Raw genomic sequence first — 16,542 nt, forward strand, 5'->3', positions numbered from 1 at the left:
GCCCTTGGCCGTGCCCTGCAAGGACCTGCCGCATGACGGACCCGCACGATGCTCCCCCCAGCCCCGGTACCGCCGTCGGGCGGCTGCTGTCGCGGCGGCAGAGCGTGGGCACGGTGCTGGACACCGCCAGCGAGCCGGCGCCCGGGCCCAAGGGCGGCAGCAGCGCGATGCTGCAGCGCCTGTTCGCCGGCATCGATACGCCCGAGCCGCTGCTGGCCGCCTTCGCCAACGGCATGTCCACCCTCCCCGGCGAGCTGGGCGACATGGGCCTGCGCCTGCAGTCGGCGCAGCGCAGCGCCGACTGGGTCAGCTACGGCCGCGCGATGCGCCAGCTGATCGACAAGTACATCCGCACCATCGAGCAGGAAACGCCGGACGGCCAGCCGGACAGCCTGCGCCTGCGCGAGCTGCTGCGTCACACCGTCGGGGTGACCGTGGCCAGCCTGCTGCAGAACATGCCCGAGCTGCGCGAGGAGCCGGTGCAGCTGGCCGGTGAACTGCGCCACTGGCATCCGGGCCAGCCGCTGCAGCCGATCGAACAGCGGCTGCGCGAGCTCTCGCACCAGATCGGCGTGCGCAGCGATGGCTGGCAGGAACAGCAGGAGCTGCTGCTGAGCCTGTTCGATCTGCTGCTGGACAACATCAGCGAGCTGCTCGATGACAGCAGCTGGCTGCACGGCCAGGTGCACGCGGTGCGCTCGCTGATCGGTGGCCCGCTCGATCGCGACTCGGTGGAACAGGCACGCGCCAACCTGCGCGAAGTGATCTACAAGCAGGGCCTGCTCAAGCAGGGCATCGTCGAATCCAAGGCGGCGATGAAGAACGTCATGGGCGGCTTCATCGAGCGCCTGGACGGCATGGCGGTCAGCACCGGCGAGTATCACGACCGGATCAGCAGTTACGCGCTGGCCCTGAAGGAGGCACGCAGCATCGCCGATCTCAACCAGCTGCTGCAGGACGTCCTGCAGGATACCGGCCGGGTCCAGGACCAGGCCCTGCAGGCGCGCGACCACCTCGGCAACGCGCGCCGCGAAGTGGAGCAGGCCGAACAGCGCATCGCCGAGCTGGAGCAGGAGCTGCGCGAGGTGTCCGGGTTGATCCGCAGTGACCCGCTGACCGGTGCGCTCAACCGGCGCGGGCTCGACGAACTGCTCGAGCGCGAACGCGCGCGCGCCGCCCGCCACGGCCATCCGCTGGCGCTGGCCCTGCTCGACCTGGACGATTTCCACCAGACCAACACGCTGCACGGCCATGCCGGCGGCGATGCGGTCCTGCGCCACCTGGTCGAGGTCTGCCAGCTGCACCTGCGCAGCAGCGATGCGATCGCGCGCCTGGGCGGAGATGAGTTCGTCCTGCTGCTGCCGGAAACGCCGGCGGCGGACAGCATGTCCACCCTGCTGCGCCTGCAGCGCTCGCTGGCGCAGCGGCCGCTGCCGCTGGATGGACAGCGGGTGCCGGTGCACTTCAGCGCCGGGCTGGCGCAATGGCAGCCGGGCGAAGCGGCGGATGCGCTGCTGCGGCGCGCCGACGCGGCGCTGTATGCGGCCAAGCGGGTCGGCAAGAACCGCGTGCAGGCGGCCGAACCCCCGGCGGGCTGATCCCGTGGCTGTGATATTCCGCGCACCGGCGCGAATCACCCGGGTATGGACATGACACTGCCCGCAAGCGACACCGACCTGCGCCCGCGCTTTGCCGCGCTGCTGGAGCAGCACCGCGGCATCGTGCTGAACGTGGCACGCGGCTACTGCCATCATCCCGAGGATCGGCTCGATCTGGTCCAGGAGATCAGCGTGCAGGCGTGGGCGGCGTTCGAAGGGTTCGACCCGGCGCGCGCGCGCTTTTCGACCTGGCTGTACCGGGTGGCACTCAACGTGGCGATCTCGCAATGGCGGCGGCAGCAGTACAGGCATCAGCACCACGCGCCCCTGGATGACGATCTGCCCGCGGCCGACGAGGCGCTTCCGCCCGAACAGCGCCACGCCCTGCATCAGCTGGAGGTCGCCATCCATGCGCTGCCGCCGCTGGACCGTGCGCTGATGCTGCTGCACCTGGACGACCACGACCATCGCCAGATCGCCGAGGTACTGGGCATCAGCGTCGCCAACGTCTCCACCCGCCTGCACCGCCTGCGCCAGCAGCTGCGCACGCGCCTGAATCCCACGGACCGAGGAGCCCGCCATGCAACCGGATGAACTCAAGCAGTTGTGGAACAGCGTCGGGAACCCAACTGATGCGCAGGAGGCCTTCGCGCTGGCGGCGTGGCGCAGCCATCGGCAACGCAGCGTCCAGCGCCAGCTGGGCCTCTTCAGCCTGTGGCAGGCACTGCAGCTGGTGCTCTGGCTGGGGTTGGCGGTGTACTGCGGCAGCCAGTGGTGGCAGCAACCGCCGCTTGCAGTGATGCTCAGCGCGCTGGCGCTGCATGCCTATTGCATCGCGGTGATCATCGCCAGCATCACCCGCCTGCAGCGCCGCCGGCAGCTGCAGCCGACGCAGACGGTGCTGGAGCAATCGCAGCAGCTGGCCGCGCTGCGCCGGCACACGGCGGTGACCGAACTGCTGCTCGGCCTGCCGTGGTGCTGGCTGTGGCTGGCGGTGCCGGTGCTGGTGGCCTGGCAGGCGTGGGGGGTGGACCTGGGCGCGTTCGCCGCCCCGTGGCTGCTGGTCTCGCTGGGTGCCGGGACGCTGGCCATGCTGGCCGCGCTGGTCATGGCCCGGCGTTGGGTCCAGCGCGCACCGGCATCGCCGTGGCTGCAACGCGCGATCGATGCGCTGTCCGGCCGCCGGCTGGCCCGTGCCCGCGCCGAGCTGGACGCCCTGCGCGGATGGGAACCGGCCTGACCCGGCCGCGCCTCAGTGCGCGGGCTTGGCCCCGCGCAGCTTCTGGAACGCGGTGACTGCCCCCAGCACCACCGCACCGATCACCACGCCGACGATCACGTTGCCCAGCGCGTTGATCAGCCAGCCCCAGCTGCCGTCGCCGCCCATCGCCAGGATCGCGTGGTGCAGCGGCGCGATGCTGTGCACCAGGATGCCGCCGCCGACCAGGAACATCGCCGCGGTACCAGCCACCGAGAGGAACTTCATCAGCCACGGTGCGGCCACCAGCAGGCCCCGGCCGATCGCGGCCAGCGCCGCGCCCTTGTTAGACAGGTACAGGCCCAGGTCGTCGAGTTTGACGATGCCGGCGACCAGGCCGTAGACGAACACGGTCATTGCCAGTGCGATCACCACCAAGGCGGTGACCTGGTTGAGGAACGGTGCGCTCGAGACCACGCCCAGCGACAGCACGATGATCTCGGCCGAGAGGATGAAGTCGGTGCGGATCGCGCCCTTCACCTTGTCCTTCTCCCACGCGACCATGTCCACCTTCTCATCGGCCAGCGCCTTGACCCGCTCGGCCCTGCGCTGCTCGTCCTCATCGCGCGAATGCAGGAAACGGTGCGCCAGCTTCTCCACGCCCTCATAGCAGAGGAACGCGCCACCGATCATCATCAAGGGGGTGATCGCCCACGGCAGCCACGCGCTGATCGCCAGCGCGGCCGGCACCAGGATCGCCTTGTTGACCAGCGAGCCCTTGGCCACCGCCCACACCACCGGCAGCTCCCGGTTGGCGCTGACCCCGGTCACCTGCTGTGCGTTCAGCGCCAGATCGTCGCCGAGCACGCCGGCGGTTTTCTTGGCCGCGACCTTGGTCAGCACCGCCACGTCGTCCAGCAGGGACGCAATATCATCGAGCAACGCGAACAGACTGGCACCGGCCATGGTGGATCCAAAGAGGAAGCAGGAGCGCCGATTCTGACCGATCCGCCCCCTCTCGCGGTAGCAGGCACGGATTCACCGGCCCACCACCGCCGCCCCGCCACACTGCCGGTGATCGTCGCCCCGGAGTCCTGCTTGAATACCACGCCCGTCGTCCCCGGTTCGCCGTCGCTGGTCAAGGGCATGAACCGCCGCAGCCAGATCCTGCGCCTGCTGTTGCGCTACCGTAATTCCGGGGTGTTTTCCGGCATGAACCTGGACTCGCGCGCGGTCCACGACGTGCCGCCGGAGGGCAACCCGGAGCAGTTCGTCACCGATCTGGAATCGCTGGGGCCGACCTTCGTCAAACTGGGCCAGATGCTCTCCACCCGCCCCGACATGGTGCCGGTGGAGTTCGCCACGGCGCTGGAGCGGATGCAGGAGAACGTCGCGCCGATCCCGGTCGAGCGGGTCGCGGCCATCATCGAACAGGAGCTGGGGGCCTCGGTATCCAAGCTGTTCGCCAGTTTCGATCCGGTGCCGCTGGGCTGCGCCTCGATCGCCCAGGTGCACCGCGCCGAACTGCACGATGGACGCCAGGTGGCGGTCAAAGTGCAGAAGCCGGAGGTCGCCGCGCAGCTGCGCTCTGACCTGGAGGTGCTGCGCAGCTTCGCGCTGGCCGCCGACCACCTCACCCAGGTCGGCCGTCGCGTACGCCTGCGCGACTGGCTCAATGAGTTCGCCAAGACCCTGATGCAGGAGCTGGACTACCAGGCTGAAGCCGAGAACCTGCAGCGCTTCGGCCAGCACCTCAAGCCGTTCAAGCCGCTGTGGGTGCCGCAGCCGATCTGGGATTACTGCAGCCATCGCGTGCTGACCATGGAACTGGCCCAGGGCGTGCGCGTGGACATGATCCCCGACGTGCGCCGCACCGAGCAGCCGATGGCGCCGCTCGCCGCCGCGCTGATCCGCGGGTATGTCGACCAGATCTTCGTGCATGGCGAGATCCACGCCGATCCGCATCCGGGCAATCTGCGTGTCACACCGGCGGGTCGCCTGGCGATCTTCGACCTGGGCATGGTCGCGCACATGCCGCCGCGCCTGCGCGAACGCCTGCTGAAACTGTTGTTCGCTGCGGTGGATGGACGTGGCGAGGAAGTGGCCGATGAGATCATCGGCATCAGCACGCGGCTCGAGTTCTTCGATGAAGAACGTTACCTGCGCGAGACCGGGCAGATCATCGCGCGCTATGCCGCCAACAGCAGCTTCTCCGAAGGCCGCGTGGTGCTGGACCTGGTGCGCATCGCCACCGCCAGCGGACTGCGGACGCCGCCGGAGCTGAGCCTGCTCGGCAAGGCGCTGCTGAATCTGGAGACCGTGTGCCGCCTGCTGTCGCCGGACCTGGACACCCGCCGCATCGTGGAAAAACAGCTGCAACACGTGATGCGGGCGCGACTGAAGAAATCCCTGTCCGCTGCCAATCTCGCCAGCGAGGCCATGGAGATGCAGCAGCTGCTGCGCGATGGACCGCGCAAGATGACCGACATCCTCGCGCTGCTCGCCGAGAACCGCCTGCAGATGAAAGTGACCGGGCTGGAAGAATCACGCCTGATGGAGAACCTGCAGAAGATCGCCAACCGCGTCTCTGCCGGCATTGTCACCGCCGCACTGATTCTTGCCGCCGCGATGATGATGAAGGTCGATACCGGGTGGCATCTGTTCGGCTATCCCGCCATCGCATTCACGCTGATGCTGATCGGCGTGTTCCTTGGGTTGGGCATCATCCTCAGTGCGTTGATCTTCGATCGTCGTGCGCGCTCGAAGGAAGAACGCGGGCACCGTTGACGCGCTTGCCACGTGCGTCACGCATTCAGACAGAGCATATAAACGCACAGGGAAACGCGCGATGCAGTGCAGCATCGCGCGCACTTCTTCACGCGTGTTTTACGTCGCATATCGCAGTGCGATGCGTGAGGATGAATGTCGTTTTCAACAAACATTTCAGTCAGGTTCGTGCAGGCATGATCGAGTCATCGGCTTGTCATGCATGTGTGGTTGGGACAGCCGGTCGGATGGGAACTGCGTCGTCATGGCGTCCATCACCACCTGTCTCCACTGCCAAAAGTGCTTATGCTCTGGATCCTGCTGCTGTCGCTGTTGCTGCTCACCTGGCTGTTCCTCGCATCTGACAAATGGGTGTGGTGGAAGGCAAGCCTGATGTCATTGCTGCTGCTGACACTCAGTGCATGGTGGTTGATCAACAAGTTGTCCGGTGACGGTCTCAACGCGGCCACGCTGTATCACCTCGGCGCGGACATGGAAGGCGCCGGCGTCGCCGACTTCAAGCACTACATCGCCGGCTTCATCGCACTGGCTCTGGTCTCGCTCACCCCTTTGCTGCTGGCGCGCCTGCGTCGTCGGCACCGCCCCGCGCATGGCAAGGCGGTGTTTGCCGGCTTCATGGCCATGTGGTTCGTCGCCATCGTGGTGAGCCCGCTCTACAGCGATGGCCAGCGCCTGTACCAGCAGATGCGCCCGGTCGACTACAGCATGGTCAAGGCCGAGTACCGCGTGCCGACGCAGCCGCTGACCAAGCCGCGCAACATCGTGTGGATCTACGGCGAAAGCCTGGAGCGCACCTATCTCAATGAAGAAACGTTCCCGGATCTGATGCCCAACATCAACCGGCTGGCCGCGCAGTCGCTGGACGTGCGCGGGCTGGTCTCGGCCGAAGGCGGTGGCTGGACCATCGCCGGCCTGGTCTCCTCGATGTGCGGCGTGCCGTTGACCACCGCCAAGGAAGATGAGAACAGCATGGGCCGCATGGGCAGCTTCCTGCCCGAAGCGGTCTGCCTGGGCGATTACCTCAAGCAGCAGGGCTACACCAATCACTACCTGGGCGGCGCCAACGGCCAGTTCGCCGGCAAGGGGCAGTTCCTGGCCACGCACGGCTTCGATACCGTCGATGACCTTGCCTGGTTCAAGAAGCAGAAGGTCACCCGCGCGCATTTCTCGCCGTGGGGCGTGCATGACGATGTGCTGCTGGACAAGGCCTACGACCGCTTCGTGCAGCTCTCGCGCAAGGGCGAGCCGTTCATGCTGACCACGCTGACGATGGACACTCACCACCCCGCCGGCCACCTGCCGGTGGCCTGCAAAGGCACCCGCTACAAGAGCGAGCACGGCAACATCGGCATGCTCAATGCGCTGAAGTGCACCGACGGGCTGATCGCCAAGCTGGTCGACCGTATCCAGGCCAGCCCATATGGCGAGGACACGCTGATCGTGATCGCCTCCGATCACCTGGCCATGCCGAACGATCTCAGCCACATCCTGGCCAAGCAGGACCGCGAAAACCTGCTGCTGTTCCTGGGCAAGGACATCGCGCCGCGCCAGCTGGCCGCGCCGGCCGGCTCGACGCTGGACTCGGGCGCCACCCTGCTGAGCCTGATCGACCCGGCCATCGATTCGATCGGCTTCGGCCGCTCGCTGCTGCACCCGGAACGTTCGGACAGTGCCAGTGCCGCGGTGTTCCGCGACAACGGCAAGGACTACCCGCGTTACCTGGCGTTCTCGCGCTCGCTGTGGCTGGGCGACAAGACCCGCCAGCTGCGCATCGATGACGACAACCAGGTGGTGATCGGCCTGCAGCATGTGCAGCCACCGGTGCTGCTGGAGTACGACAAGCATTGGGACCTGAAATCGGTCTACCTGGAGAACACCTCCAAGCAGTTCGATCTCGCCGATCCCTCCAATACGCTGGCCTACGTCGACCGCTGCACCGCCTTCGAGGATGGCTCGGCCGATGGCGACTGGTGCGCGATGCTGGTCAACCAGGACAAGGGCATCAAGCTGTTCCGCGATGACCAGCTGCGCGGTGGGGTGGCCGTGGATGGCCCGCTGGATCCGTTCAACGGCCCGCGCCCGAGCATCCGCCAGGCCCACATGATCACGCAGAAGGGCCGCCGCACCCGCGCCGGCCAGTACATGGTGCAGCTGGTGACCAAGCAGTCGCCGGACCGTGGCTTCTGGATCGAGGCGGTGTCGTCGCAGCGCAAGGTGGTGGTCGCCCAGCAGTGGGTGCAGCCGGACGCCGAAGGCCGCATCAACCTGAGCTTCGGCCTGGACCACGAGGTCGATGACCTGGAAGTGCGGGCGTGGTTGAACCATGCCGAGAAGCTCGCCGTGGATACCTTCGCGCTGGTGCCGTCGCGCCGCGGCAACCGCGGCTGATCCGGCCGTCCTGCCGGCGTCGGGCGCTGTCGACCGTCCCTATCGGTAGTGCCGGCCGCTGGCCGGCTCTCGATTCTCTCTGCATCGTGCAGCTGCCGGCCAGCGGCCGGCACTACATGTATCAGGGTGCTGCCGGCCAGCGGCCGGCACTACCTGCATCGCGGCGGTACCGACCGACACCTCGATCGCGACGATACCGACCAACGGTCGGTACCTACCGGCCTGCTTACGCGTCGGGGTCGGGCTTCGCTGCCGGGTCACGCACCAGATGGATATCCGTCGGCGAGGACAGCGCGATCCCGGCAGCGGCGAACGTCTGCAGCATCGTGAAGTACAGCTCGCTGCGCGCTCCGTATACCGCCCGCGGGCCGGAGACGTAGGCGAAGCTGTTGATCGCGATCTGCCCGTTGGCGATCGAGTCGATGAACACCGACGGCGCCGGATCGCTGAGCACGCCCGGGTGCTCGGTGTACGCATCCAGCAGGATCTGGCGCAACGCGGCCACGTCGGTGTTCAGCGGCACCGAGAACTGGATCTGGATCCGGCCCTGCGCGTTGCCCATCGTCATGTTGCGGATGGTCTTGGTGATCAGCTCGGAGTTCGGCACGATCAACGTGGATTTGTCGCCGACCTGGATCTCGGTCGAGCGCACGCTGATCCGCTTGATGTCGCCTTCCTGATCGCCCAGCTTGACCCAGTCGCCGATCTTGACCGGCCGCTCGGCGAGCAGGATCAGGCCGGACACGAAGTTCTGGGTGATCGCCTGCAGGCCGAAGCCGATACCGACCGACAGCGCGCTGACCACGAGCGCCAGCTTCTCGAAGCCGATCCCCAGCGCGGTCAGGCCCCACAGCACCGCGGCGATGATGCCGAGGTAGCGGGTCACCGTGCTGATCGAGTTGCGCGCGCCGGCGTCCAGTTCGGTCTTGGGCAGGTAGGTATCGCTGAGCCAGCGCTGGAACGCCTGCGTCACCGCCCACACCACCAGGAACACCAGCACGGCGTACATCACGGTGCTCGGTGTGACCGTCGCTTCGCCGACCTTGAATCCACCGGTGAGCGAATCCAGCCCGCCGAGGAACGCGTTGAGGTTGCCGAACGGTGCGGCCAGCGCCAGCAGGCCGAGCACGATCACGCCCACGCGCAGCACCGCCGAGAGCAGTACGCCGGCCTGCTCCACCCGCGACTCGCTGAGCCCGGTGGTCAACACGATGGTCTGCCCGGCACGGCTGCTGGGCGCGAGCACCCAGGTGGCCAGGTCGTCGGCGAACTTGAGCAGCAGCGAGACGGCCATCAGCACCACCGCGCCCCAGATCAGCTGCTGGGCGACGAACAGGGCGAAGTTGAGGTAGCCCAGCAGCGTGGCGATCACCGCCGCTGCCACGGCGATATGGCCGGCCAGGCGCGCCAGCACGATCCAGCCGCTGCGGCGCGGCGCGCCCCGCACCTTGCCATCGCCACCGGCCCGGGGATCGGCCCGCGCTTCGGCTTCGGCGGCTTCGGCAGCCTGGCGGTTGTGCATGCGCGCCAGCGATACGAGGATCGCGATGATCAGCGCCATATAGGTCACCGCCATCAACCCATCCGCGGCCACCGTGGTCACCGCGCTGGTACGCGCCGCGCGGTCGAGGGCGACCAGCATGATGCTCAGCCAGGTCAGGCCGGCCGCGCCCCAGGCGTATTTGCGCAGGCGCCAGGCCGCGCTGTCGTCGAGCGACAGCAGGCGCCACGAGGGCCGCTTGGGCACCAGCAGGCAGGCGCTGAGCGCGGCGATGAAGGCGGCCACGAAGGTAGCGACTTCGAACGTCTCGGCCACCGACTGCAGGCGCGGCGGGATCGCCCCGATCGCATCCAGCGACTCGACCAGGGCTACCGCGGCGAGGCCGGGCAGCAGCGTGCCCACCAGCAGCAGCCACACCGCCAAGCCGGAACGGCGCAGACGTCCATCGGGCGCCCGCTCGGAGGCGGCGAAGCGCCGGCCCAGCGCGCGCAGCCACAGCCGCAGCGGGAAGAACATCACCAGGGCCACTGCCAGCCCGATCAGCGGCGCGGTCCAGCCATGTTTGGCGATGGCTTTGCGCGCGGCGTCTTCACCCATGCGGTACAGGATGGCCAGGCGCTGCACGTCGTCCGGCACATCCTTGGCGAAGCTGCGCCACAGCGACGGCGACAACGGCGAGGCGACTTTGCGCGTGAGCTGTTCGCTGAACTGGGTGACCCGCATCTTCTCGACGCGCTCGCCGAGCTGCTTGGCATCCACCGAGAGCAGCTTGGCGCGGGCGATCTGCGCGTTGATGTCGGCCTTCTGCTGGTTCAGCGCCTTGCGCTGTCGGCTGACTTCCGGCGGCTCGACGGTGCCTTCGGCGACCTCACCGAGCTGGGACAGGCGCGCATCGACCTGCTTCAGCTGCGGGTCCAGCGCCGTCTGCAGGCCATCCGCATCGCGCTGGACGGACAGGGCGCGGTCGGACAGCGTCTTGAGCGTCTCGGTGGTGGCCGCATCTTCCAGATCATCATTGATGGACCGGAAGGTCTTCTCGGCCTCGGCCAGCTGCTTGGCCGGGTCCGGATCCGCATCACCGGCCTGGGCCAGCGCGATCGGCGCGGCCCCCAGCCAGGCGAACAACAGCAGCCACGACAACGACCGCACCACAAACGAAGAATGACGAAGCGACACGCCAGCACCAACGGTTCGCGCGGACCACCGCGCCTGCCCGCGACTATAAACCGGGCCCCGTTCAGAACAGGTATGCGGCCCTCAGTACTTCAGGCGGAGCTCTTCGACCTGCGGCTGCAGACGGGCATACCAGTCCTGGAACTCCTCCTCGGTGATCTCCTCGGGCGCGTACACCGCGATCTCGTCCCAGGCGTGATCGGTCGGCAGCGGCTGCCTTGGGCCGGCCCGCAGCGTATAGCTCACGCCCTCATGGTCGATCACATCGTCGGCCGTTTCCCGCTGCTGGCGGGCAACGCCGGTTTCGCTCTTGAGCAGAATCACCTGGTACATCCGCATCTCCATCGCTGTTGAAAGAAGCGCCCGCGGCGCTCCGGCCCAGCATAGCGCCGCCATCGGAAGCGGAACATGACGCGGCCACAACGGACTGTCTCGACGCCGCAATCGCCCGGGCTTCACCCGGCCGTGGCAGCGGCCCCGGCATCGTGGGATCGCACTCCCACCAGCCGTCCCCCATGACCACACATCCCGACCTGAAAACCGTTCCCGACCTCAAGCTGCCGCGTTACCTGGGCACCTGGTATGAGATCGCCCGCCTGCCGATGAAGCACGAGCCGGAAGGCTGTACGGATGTCTCCGCGCATTACAGCCTGAAGGACAACGGCCATGTGGCCGTGCTCAACCGCTGCCGCATGGGCAACGAGATCGAAGAAGCCGACGGCGAAGCCTGCCCGGTGGACAACGACCCGGCCCGGCTGGAAGTCAGCTTCCTGCCCAAGGGGCTGCGCTGGCTGCCCTTCACCAAGGGCGACTACTGGGTGATCCAGATCGCACCGGATTACAGCGTCTCGCTGGTTGGGAGCCCGGACCGCAAGTTCCTCTGGCTGCTCTCGCGCACCCCCACGCTCGACCGCACCACGCAGGAACACTACCTGGCCCAGGCGCGCCTGCAGGGCTTCGACCTGAGCGCGCTGATCCAGACCCCGCATACCGGCCACCCCACCGCCTGAGGCTTCAATGGACCTGAAGAGCGGGTACCCGTTCTGGGCCGTGCGCAACGGCCTGATGCATGCGTTTCCACCGCTGGAAAACGATCTGAACTGCGAGGTGCTGGTGGTGGGCGGCGGCATCAGCGGTGCGCTGATCGCCGACGAGCTGTGCGCGCACGGCCACGATGTCGCCCTGATCGAACAGCGCGATATCGGCTGGGGCAGCACCGCGGCCAGCACTGCACTGCTGCAATACGAGATCGACACCCATCTCATCGATCTCGCCCAGCGCTATGGCGAGGACGCCGCCGTGCAGGCCTATCAGGCCTGTGCCGAGGCGATCCCGGCCATCTGCGAGATCGCCGCACCGTTCCGCGACGTGGATTGCCACCGCATGGCCAGCCTGTACTACGCCAGCAAGCGCGGGCACCAGGCGGTGCTGGCCGAGGAATGCGCGCTGCGGGCCAGGCATGGCTTCGATGTGCGTTGGCTGGACAGCGAGGCGGTCGCGGACGCGTACGGCATCCGCGCACCGGGCGCGATCCTCAGCGCACTCGCTGCACGCATCGACCCCTATCGACTTACCTATCGGCTGCTGATGCGGCTGCACAAGCGCGGCTGCGGCGTCTACGACCGCACCGTGCTGGATACGCTCACCCCGACCCCGCGCGGCGTCACCGCGACCACCCTGGGCGGCGCGCGCATCCGTGCCCGCCACGTGGTGCTGGCCACCGGCTATGCCGGGCAGCGCTGGTTGAAGCCCTCGGTGGCCCGCAACCGCAGCAGCTACGCCTTCATCACCGATCCGATCCACCCGGACCTGCTCGGCCCGCTGCGCGAGACCATGGCCTGGGAATCGGCGCGGCCGTATCTGTACCTGCGCAGCACCGGCGACCACCGGCTGCTGATCGGTGGTGAAGACGACGCCATCGATCTCCCGGCCCGGCGCGACCGGCGGGTGGAGAGCAAGACCGGCAAGCTGCTCAGGAAGACCGCGAAGCTGTTCCCGCACCTGCCGCTGCAGCCGGCGTTCTCCTGGGGCGGCACCTTCGCCGAGACCCACGATGGCCTGCCATTCTTTGGTCCGCACCCGCAGTGGGGCCCGCGGGTGCTGTTCGCGATGGCCTATGGCGGCAACGGCATCACCTATTCGATGATCGGCGCCGGGCTGCTCCGCGCGCGCATCGAACGGCGCCGGCATCCGCTCGCCGAGCTGTTCGGATTCGACCGGCTGCGCTGAGTTCCCCTTGCAACCCACGCCATGACAGGCATCATTCAAACTACGGCTGCTAGCGTCAGCGCTGTCGGCCGTCCCGCCTGTCTGCTCCGGAGCCTCTCATGATCCGCCTGCTTCCCCTGCTGCTGTGCCTGTCCCTGCCCGGCGTGGCGCTGGCCCAGTCAGCCGCAGGCGCCACCGGCCCGCAGTCCTCGACCGGGCTGGACCTGAGCATTCCCGATGCGCCGCTGCAGTACCTGAGCGATCAGTCCCTGCGCGGGGATCCGCCGGGCACGTTCTACGGTGACCGGACCGGCCGGCGTTCCACCGACCGGGCGGCCAACGGGATCGCCCACGTGACCGATGACAAGCTGCGGGTCAACGGCAGCTTCACCACCGGCATCGGCTATTCCGAGAATTACGGCAACAGCCACTACAACGCGGCCGAGCTCAATCTGAGCAAGAACTACACCACGGACGAGGGCAACACCCGCAACGTCAACGTCAACATCCGGGTGAGCGAGGGCAAGGGCCCCGGCTTCTTCGGCCCTTACGGCTACGACGGGTTCGATGGCTACGGCGGCTACGGCCGCGGCCCGGGCTACTGGGATTACCCGGCGCGCTGGTAAGCGCTGCCGCCCTCAGGCACGTGCGCGGACGGCCGGGGAAACCCGGCCGTTCGTACATCCAGCGCGCGGTGGCGCGGCCGGATCAGTCCCACCAGCCATCGCGCTTGCTGGCCAGCACGCGGCCGTCGTGACCGCTCATGCGCACTTCCACGCGCTGGTTGCGGGCATTGCGCGCATCCAGGGTCCAGGTGGCGCCATCGCGCTCGAGCGAGTCGATCTGCTTCAACCCGGCCTTGCCGGCCAGCGCCAGGATCTGCCCGGCATCCAGCAGCGCGCGGCCGTCGCGCGGGTCGAAGATCTCGCCCTTGGTGTCATCGATGAGCACTTCATCGACGCTGCCGTCCTTGCGGGTCACATCCGCTTCCCACACGCCATCGTCGTGCTCCAGTTCGTGCACCTGGGTATAGCCGGCGGCGCTGAGCTTGGCCTGGACCTGGGCGGCCGAGAGGTTGGCGGCGAAGGCCGGGGTGGCGAACAGGGCGGCGGCCAGGGCGGTGGCGGCAATCATCGTCTTCATGGGAATCCTTGAGGGGGCGCCGGTCCATTCCGGCACCGCCAGTCTGGCCACCGCGCCTAACCGGATCATGAGGGCGGCTGTTAGATACTGTTTAGACATCCCCGGTATACCGGTGGCCTGCCCCTGCCCTGCGTGCCCGCATGTCCGCCCTGTCCCTGATGCTGCCCCTGCTGTTGACCCTCGCCCCGCAGGACCCGATGCGGGTGCTCGACGGTGGCAGCCGCCAGCAGGACAGCGTGCGCCAGGCGGTGCGTCAGGGCCGGTTCGTGCCGCTGGAACAGGTGGTCGCCGATGCGCTGCGGCGCTACCCCGGCAAGCTGATCGAAGTGGAGCTGGATGACGCCAAGTACGAGATCGAGATCCTCGGCCCCGATGGCGTGGTGATGGAGCTGGATTACGATGCCGCCACCGGCCGCCTGCTGAAAATGGAAAAAGACTGATGCGCGTGCTGCTCGCCGAAGATGACACCCTGCTCGCCAGCCGCCTGCAGACGCTGCTGGAGGAAGCCGGATACGTGGTCATCCATAGCGCCGAGGGCCGGGATGCCGAATACCAGGGCCAGATCGAGGACATCGCCGCGGCGGTGGTCGACCTCGGCCTGCCGGGCCTGGACGGACTGAGCGTGATCGAGCGCTGGCGCCAGGCCGGGCGTGACTTCCCGGTGCTGGTGCTGACCGCCCGCGCCCGCTGGCACGACAAGCTGGCCGGCTTCGATGCCGGTGCCGATGACTACCTGACCAAGCCATTCCAGCCCGAAGAACTGCTGCTGCGCCTGCGCGCCCTGATCCGCCGCAGTGCCGGCCACGCGCATCCGCGGCTGCAGTGCGGTCCGCTCGTGCTGGACGTCAACGCCGGCCGCTTCGAGCTGGACGGCGCGCCGCTGGCGCTCAGCGCGCAGGAGCACCGCATCCTCAGCTACTTCATGCACCACCCCGATACCGTGCTGAGCCGCGCGCGGCTGGGCGAGAACGTCTATGAAGATGGCTTCGATCCGGATTCCAACACGCTCGACGTGCTGATCGGGCGTATCCGCCGCAAACTCGGCAGCGAGCTGATCCATACCCACCGCGGCCAGGGCTTCCGCCTGTCGGCGACGCCATGAGCACCGGCTCGCTGCGCACGCGCCTGCTGGTCGCCGGTGGTCTGGGCCTGGTGCTGGTCTCGGCCCTGGCAACCTGGTGGCTGGGCGCGATGTTCGAGCGCTCCGCACGTACCGCGATGGACGAGCGCCTGGGCAACGATCTGATCGCGGTCCTGGCGCTGGCCGAGAGCGATGCCGACGGCCGGCTGCAGTGGCGCCAGACCCTGGCCGACGAGCGCTACCGGCGTGTGTTCTCCGGCGACTACTGGCAGGTGCTGGACCCGCAGGGCCAGCCCCTCGGGCAGTCGCGCTCGCTGTGGGACGAATCGCTCGCCGCCCCGGTGGGGCTGCAACCCGGCCCGGCGCAGGCGATCGATCTCACCGGGCCGCTGCAGCAACCGCTGCGGGCGTTGGCCCAGCAGGTGACCCTGCCCCGCGCCGCCGCGCCGGTGATCGTGATGGTCGCCACCGACCGCAGCCAGCTGGATGCCCAGGTCGCCAGCTTCCGGCAGCGCACCGCGCTTGCCCTGGCCGTGCTGATCGCGCTGTGGTTCGGCGTGCTGGTCACCCAGGTGCATTACGGCCTGCGGCCGCTGGCCGAACTGGGCCGCATCGCCGGGCAGGTGCGCAATGGCGAGAACGTGCGCTTCCCGCAGCAGGGCCTGGTGAAGGAAGTCGCGCCACTGGCCGGCCAGCTCAACGCGCTGCTCGATCATCACCAGCGCATGATGGTGCGCGCACGCCGCAGCGCCGAAGATCTCGCGCACGCGCTGAAGACGCCGCTGACCGTGCTCACCACCGAAGCCGAAGGCGACGGCAGCGACTGGCGGCAGACCCTGCGCAGCGAGACCGCGCGCATGCAGGCGAGCATTGATCGGTATCTGGCCGCAGGCCTGGGCGCGGACAGCCAGCAGCGCACGCCGGTCGCACCAGTAATGAGCGCGCTGTGCGGACTGATGCAGCGCGTGCATGCGGCGCGCGGGCTGCGTTTCGAATGCGACGGCGATGCGGCGGGTGTTTTCGCAGGCGCGGGCGAGGATCTGGAAGAGATGCTGGGCAACCTGCTCGACAATGCGGGCAAGTGGGCCGCGCAGGCCGTGCGCGTGGACGTGGCACGGGAGGGTACGCAGCTGCGCATCACCGTGGCCGATGATGGTCCGGGACTCCCGCCAGAGCAGCTGGAGCGCGTGCTGGAACGCGGCGTGCGGCTGGATGAGCGTGCGGCAGGCAGCGGGCTGGGATTGTCGATCGTGGCGGACATCGCCGAGAGTTACGGCGGCACGCTGGTGCTGGCCAATGCCACGCCGGGATTGAGCGCGACGTTGACGTTGCCGGCGGGGTAAACGCGCCGTCGCTGGCGGCATTGCGTTTGCCGTTGGTAGTTCCGGCCGCTGGCCGGCTCCCGACGCTGCGTGGAGCCATGGGTAGTGCCGGCCGCTGGCCGGCTCCCGACCCTGCGTGGAGC

14 protein-coding genes and 1 pseudogene are annotated in these 16,542 nt (G+C 68.1%); 11 read left to right on the forward strand and 4 right to left on the reverse strand.

Annotated elements, in window-relative coordinates; translation table 11 throughout:
* The first annotated feature begins 32 nt into the window (after nucleotides 1-32).
* Genes ABE434_RS03905 through ABE434_RS03915 form a run of 3 tightly spaced genes read left to right on the forward strand, consistent with a single transcriptional unit; the run spans nucleotide 33 to nucleotide 2,838 of the window.
* Nucleotides 33-1,598, forward strand: coding sequence for a diguanylate cyclase (locus ABE434_RS03905; protein WP_346477888.1), 1,566 nt, complete (start codon nucleotides 33-35; stop codon nucleotides 1,596-1,598).
* Nucleotides 1,599-1,655: 57 nt separating this feature from the next.
* Nucleotides 1,656-2,192 carry a sigma-70 family RNA polymerase sigma factor gene (locus ABE434_RS03910; protein ID WP_346477903.1) on the forward strand — a complete coding sequence of 179 codons (537 nt, stop codon included), beginning with the start codon at nucleotides 1,656-1,658 and terminating at the stop codon, nucleotides 2,190-2,192.
* Nucleotides 2,179-2,838, forward strand: coding sequence for a hypothetical protein (locus ABE434_RS03915; protein WP_346477889.1), 660 nt, complete (start codon nucleotides 2,179-2,181; stop codon nucleotides 2,836-2,838). The genes ABE434_RS03910 and ABE434_RS03915 overlap by 14 nt, the downstream gene beginning before the upstream one ends.
* A gap of 12 nt (nucleotides 2,839-2,850) precedes the next feature.
* Here the strand turns inward: ABE434_RS03915 and ABE434_RS03920 are convergent, their stop codons facing one another.
* Entirely contained in the window at nucleotides 2,851-3,762 is a 912-nt protein-coding gene (locus ABE434_RS03920) for a DUF808 domain-containing protein (protein ID WP_176987939.1), read from the reverse strand.
* Nucleotides 3,763-3,927: 165 nt separating this feature from the next.
* On the opposite strand from ABE434_RS03920, the pseudogene ABE434_RS03925 reads away from it, so the two are divergent.
* Together ABE434_RS03925 and ABE434_RS03930 are read left to right on the forward strand one after the other, a co-directional pair.
* Nucleotides 3,928-5,583 (forward strand): annotated as a pseudogene (locus ABE434_RS03925) (AarF/UbiB family protein); the annotation flags it as partial.
* 285 nt (nucleotides 5,584-5,868) lie between these two features.
* The gene (locus tag ABE434_RS03930; protein ID WP_346477890.1) at nucleotides 5,869-7,971 is read left to right on the forward strand and encodes a phosphoglycerol transferase I; all 2,103 of its coding nucleotides are present in this window, start codon (nucleotides 5,869-5,871) and stop codon (nucleotides 7,969-7,971) included.
* A gap of 226 nt (nucleotides 7,972-8,197) precedes the next feature.
* Here the strand turns inward: ABE434_RS03930 and ABE434_RS03935 are convergent, their stop codons facing one another.
* On the reverse strand, nucleotides 8,198-10,612 hold the full coding sequence (locus ABE434_RS03935) for a DUF3772 domain-containing protein (protein ID WP_346477891.1): 2,415 nt from the start codon (nucleotides 10,610-10,612) through the stop codon (nucleotides 8,198-8,200).
* 117 nt (nucleotides 10,613-10,729) lie between these two features.
* Nucleotides 10,730-10,978, reverse strand: a complete 249-nt coding sequence (locus ABE434_RS03940; protein WP_176987936.1) for a hypothetical protein — start codon at nucleotides 10,976-10,978, stop codon at nucleotides 10,730-10,732.
* A gap of 182 nt (nucleotides 10,979-11,160) precedes the next feature.
* On the opposite strand from ABE434_RS03940, the gene ABE434_RS03945 reads away from it, so the two are divergent.
* From ABE434_RS03945 to ABE434_RS03955, 3 genes are all read left to right on the forward strand, one after another.
* Nucleotides 11,161-11,655, forward strand: coding sequence for a lipocalin family protein (locus ABE434_RS03945; protein ID WP_176987935.1), 495 nt, complete (start codon nucleotides 11,161-11,163; stop codon nucleotides 11,653-11,655).
* A gap of 7 nt (nucleotides 11,656-11,662) precedes the next feature.
* Complete coding sequence (locus ABE434_RS03950; RefSeq protein ID WP_346477892.1) at nucleotides 11,663-12,874, forward strand: FAD-dependent oxidoreductase; 1,212 nt, start codon at nucleotides 11,663-11,665, stop codon at nucleotides 12,872-12,874.
* Nucleotides 12,875-12,972: 98 nt separating this feature from the next.
* Nucleotides 12,973-13,479 (forward strand): hypothetical protein, encoded by a 507-nt coding sequence (locus ABE434_RS03955; protein WP_176987933.1) that lies wholly within the window; start codon nucleotides 12,973-12,975, stop codon nucleotides 13,477-13,479.
* A gap of 82 nt (nucleotides 13,480-13,561) precedes the next feature.
* Here the strand turns inward: ABE434_RS03955 and ABE434_RS03960 are convergent, their stop codons facing one another.
* Nucleotides 13,562-13,996 (reverse strand): PepSY domain-containing protein, encoded by a 435-nt coding sequence (locus ABE434_RS03960; protein WP_176987932.1) that lies wholly within the window; start codon nucleotides 13,994-13,996, stop codon nucleotides 13,562-13,564.
* 197 nt (nucleotides 13,997-14,193) lie between these two features.
* On the opposite strand from ABE434_RS03960, the gene ABE434_RS03965 reads away from it, so the two are divergent.
* From ABE434_RS03965 to ABE434_RS03975, 3 genes are read left to right on the forward strand one after another with little or no spacing between them, the layout of a single operon-like run.
* The gene (locus ABE434_RS03965; RefSeq protein ID WP_342589208.1) at nucleotides 14,194-14,436 is read left to right on the forward strand and encodes a PepSY domain-containing protein; all 243 of its coding nucleotides are present in this window, start codon (nucleotides 14,194-14,196) and stop codon (nucleotides 14,434-14,436) included.
* Nucleotides 14,436-15,098 carry a response regulator transcription factor gene (locus tag ABE434_RS03970; protein ID WP_176987930.1) on the forward strand — a complete coding sequence of 221 codons (663 nt, stop codon included), beginning with the start codon at nucleotides 14,436-14,438 and terminating at the stop codon, nucleotides 15,096-15,098. Before ABE434_RS03965 ends, ABE434_RS03970 begins: the two co-directional genes overlap by 1 nt.
* Nucleotides 15,095-16,420, forward strand: a complete 1,326-nt coding sequence (locus ABE434_RS03975; protein ID WP_346477893.1) for a HAMP domain-containing sensor histidine kinase — start codon at nucleotides 15,095-15,097, stop codon at nucleotides 16,418-16,420. Before ABE434_RS03970 ends, ABE434_RS03975 begins: the two co-directional genes overlap by 4 nt.
* The last annotated feature ends 122 nt before the right edge of the window (nucleotides 16,421-16,542 follow it).

It is taken from the genome of Stenotrophomonas sp. TWI1183 (assembly GCF_039673115.1).
GTDB classification, from domain to species: domain Bacteria; phylum Pseudomonadota; class Gammaproteobacteria; order Xanthomonadales; family Xanthomonadaceae; genus Stenotrophomonas; species Stenotrophomonas maltophilia_AA.

What these genes read in the sequence shown, in the direction of transcription:
- ABE434_RS03950 (WP_346477892.1), top strand. Translation starts at nt 11,663, where the DNA reads ATGGACCTGAAGAGCGGGTACCCGTTCTGGGCCGTGCGCAACGGCCTG.
- ABE434_RS03975 (WP_346477893.1), top strand. Translation starts at nt 15,095, where the DNA reads ATGAGCACCGGCTCGCTGCGCACGCGCCTGCTGGTCGCCGGTGGTCTG.
- ABE434_RS03945 (WP_176987935.1), top strand. Translation starts at nt 11,161, where the DNA reads ATGACCACACATCCCGACCTGAAAACCGTTCCCGACCTCAAGCTGCCG.
- ABE434_RS03905 (WP_346477888.1), top strand. Translation starts at nt 33, where the DNA reads ATGACGGACCCGCACGATGCTCCCCCCAGCCCCGGTACCGCCGTCGGG.
- ABE434_RS03940 (WP_176987936.1), bottom strand. Translation starts at nt 10,978, where the DNA reads ATGTACCAGGTGATTCTGCTCAAGAGCGAAACCGGCGTTGCCCGCCAG.
- ABE434_RS03920 (WP_176987939.1), bottom strand. Translation starts at nt 3,762, where the DNA reads ATGGCCGGTGCCAGTCTGTTCGCGTTGCTCGATGATATTGCGTCCCTG.
- ABE434_RS03970 (WP_176987930.1), top strand. Translation starts at nt 14,436, where the DNA reads ATGCGCGTGCTGCTCGCCGAAGATGACACCCTGCTCGCCAGCCGCCTG.
- ABE434_RS03960 (WP_176987932.1), bottom strand. Translation starts at nt 13,996, where the DNA reads ATGAAGACGATGATTGCCGCCACCGCCCTGGCCGCCGCCCTGTTCGCC.
- ABE434_RS03930 (WP_346477890.1), top strand. Translation starts at nt 5,869, where the DNA reads ATGCTCTGGATCCTGCTGCTGTCGCTGTTGCTGCTCACCTGGCTGTTC.
- ABE434_RS03955 (WP_176987933.1), top strand. Translation starts at nt 12,973, where the DNA reads ATGATCCGCCTGCTTCCCCTGCTGCTGTGCCTGTCCCTGCCCGGCGTG.
- ABE434_RS03915 (WP_346477889.1), top strand. Translation starts at nt 2,179, where the DNA reads ATGCAACCGGATGAACTCAAGCAGTTGTGGAACAGCGTCGGGAACCCA.
- ABE434_RS03965 (WP_342589208.1), top strand. Translation starts at nt 14,194, where the DNA reads ATGCGGGTGCTCGACGGTGGCAGCCGCCAGCAGGACAGCGTGCGCCAG.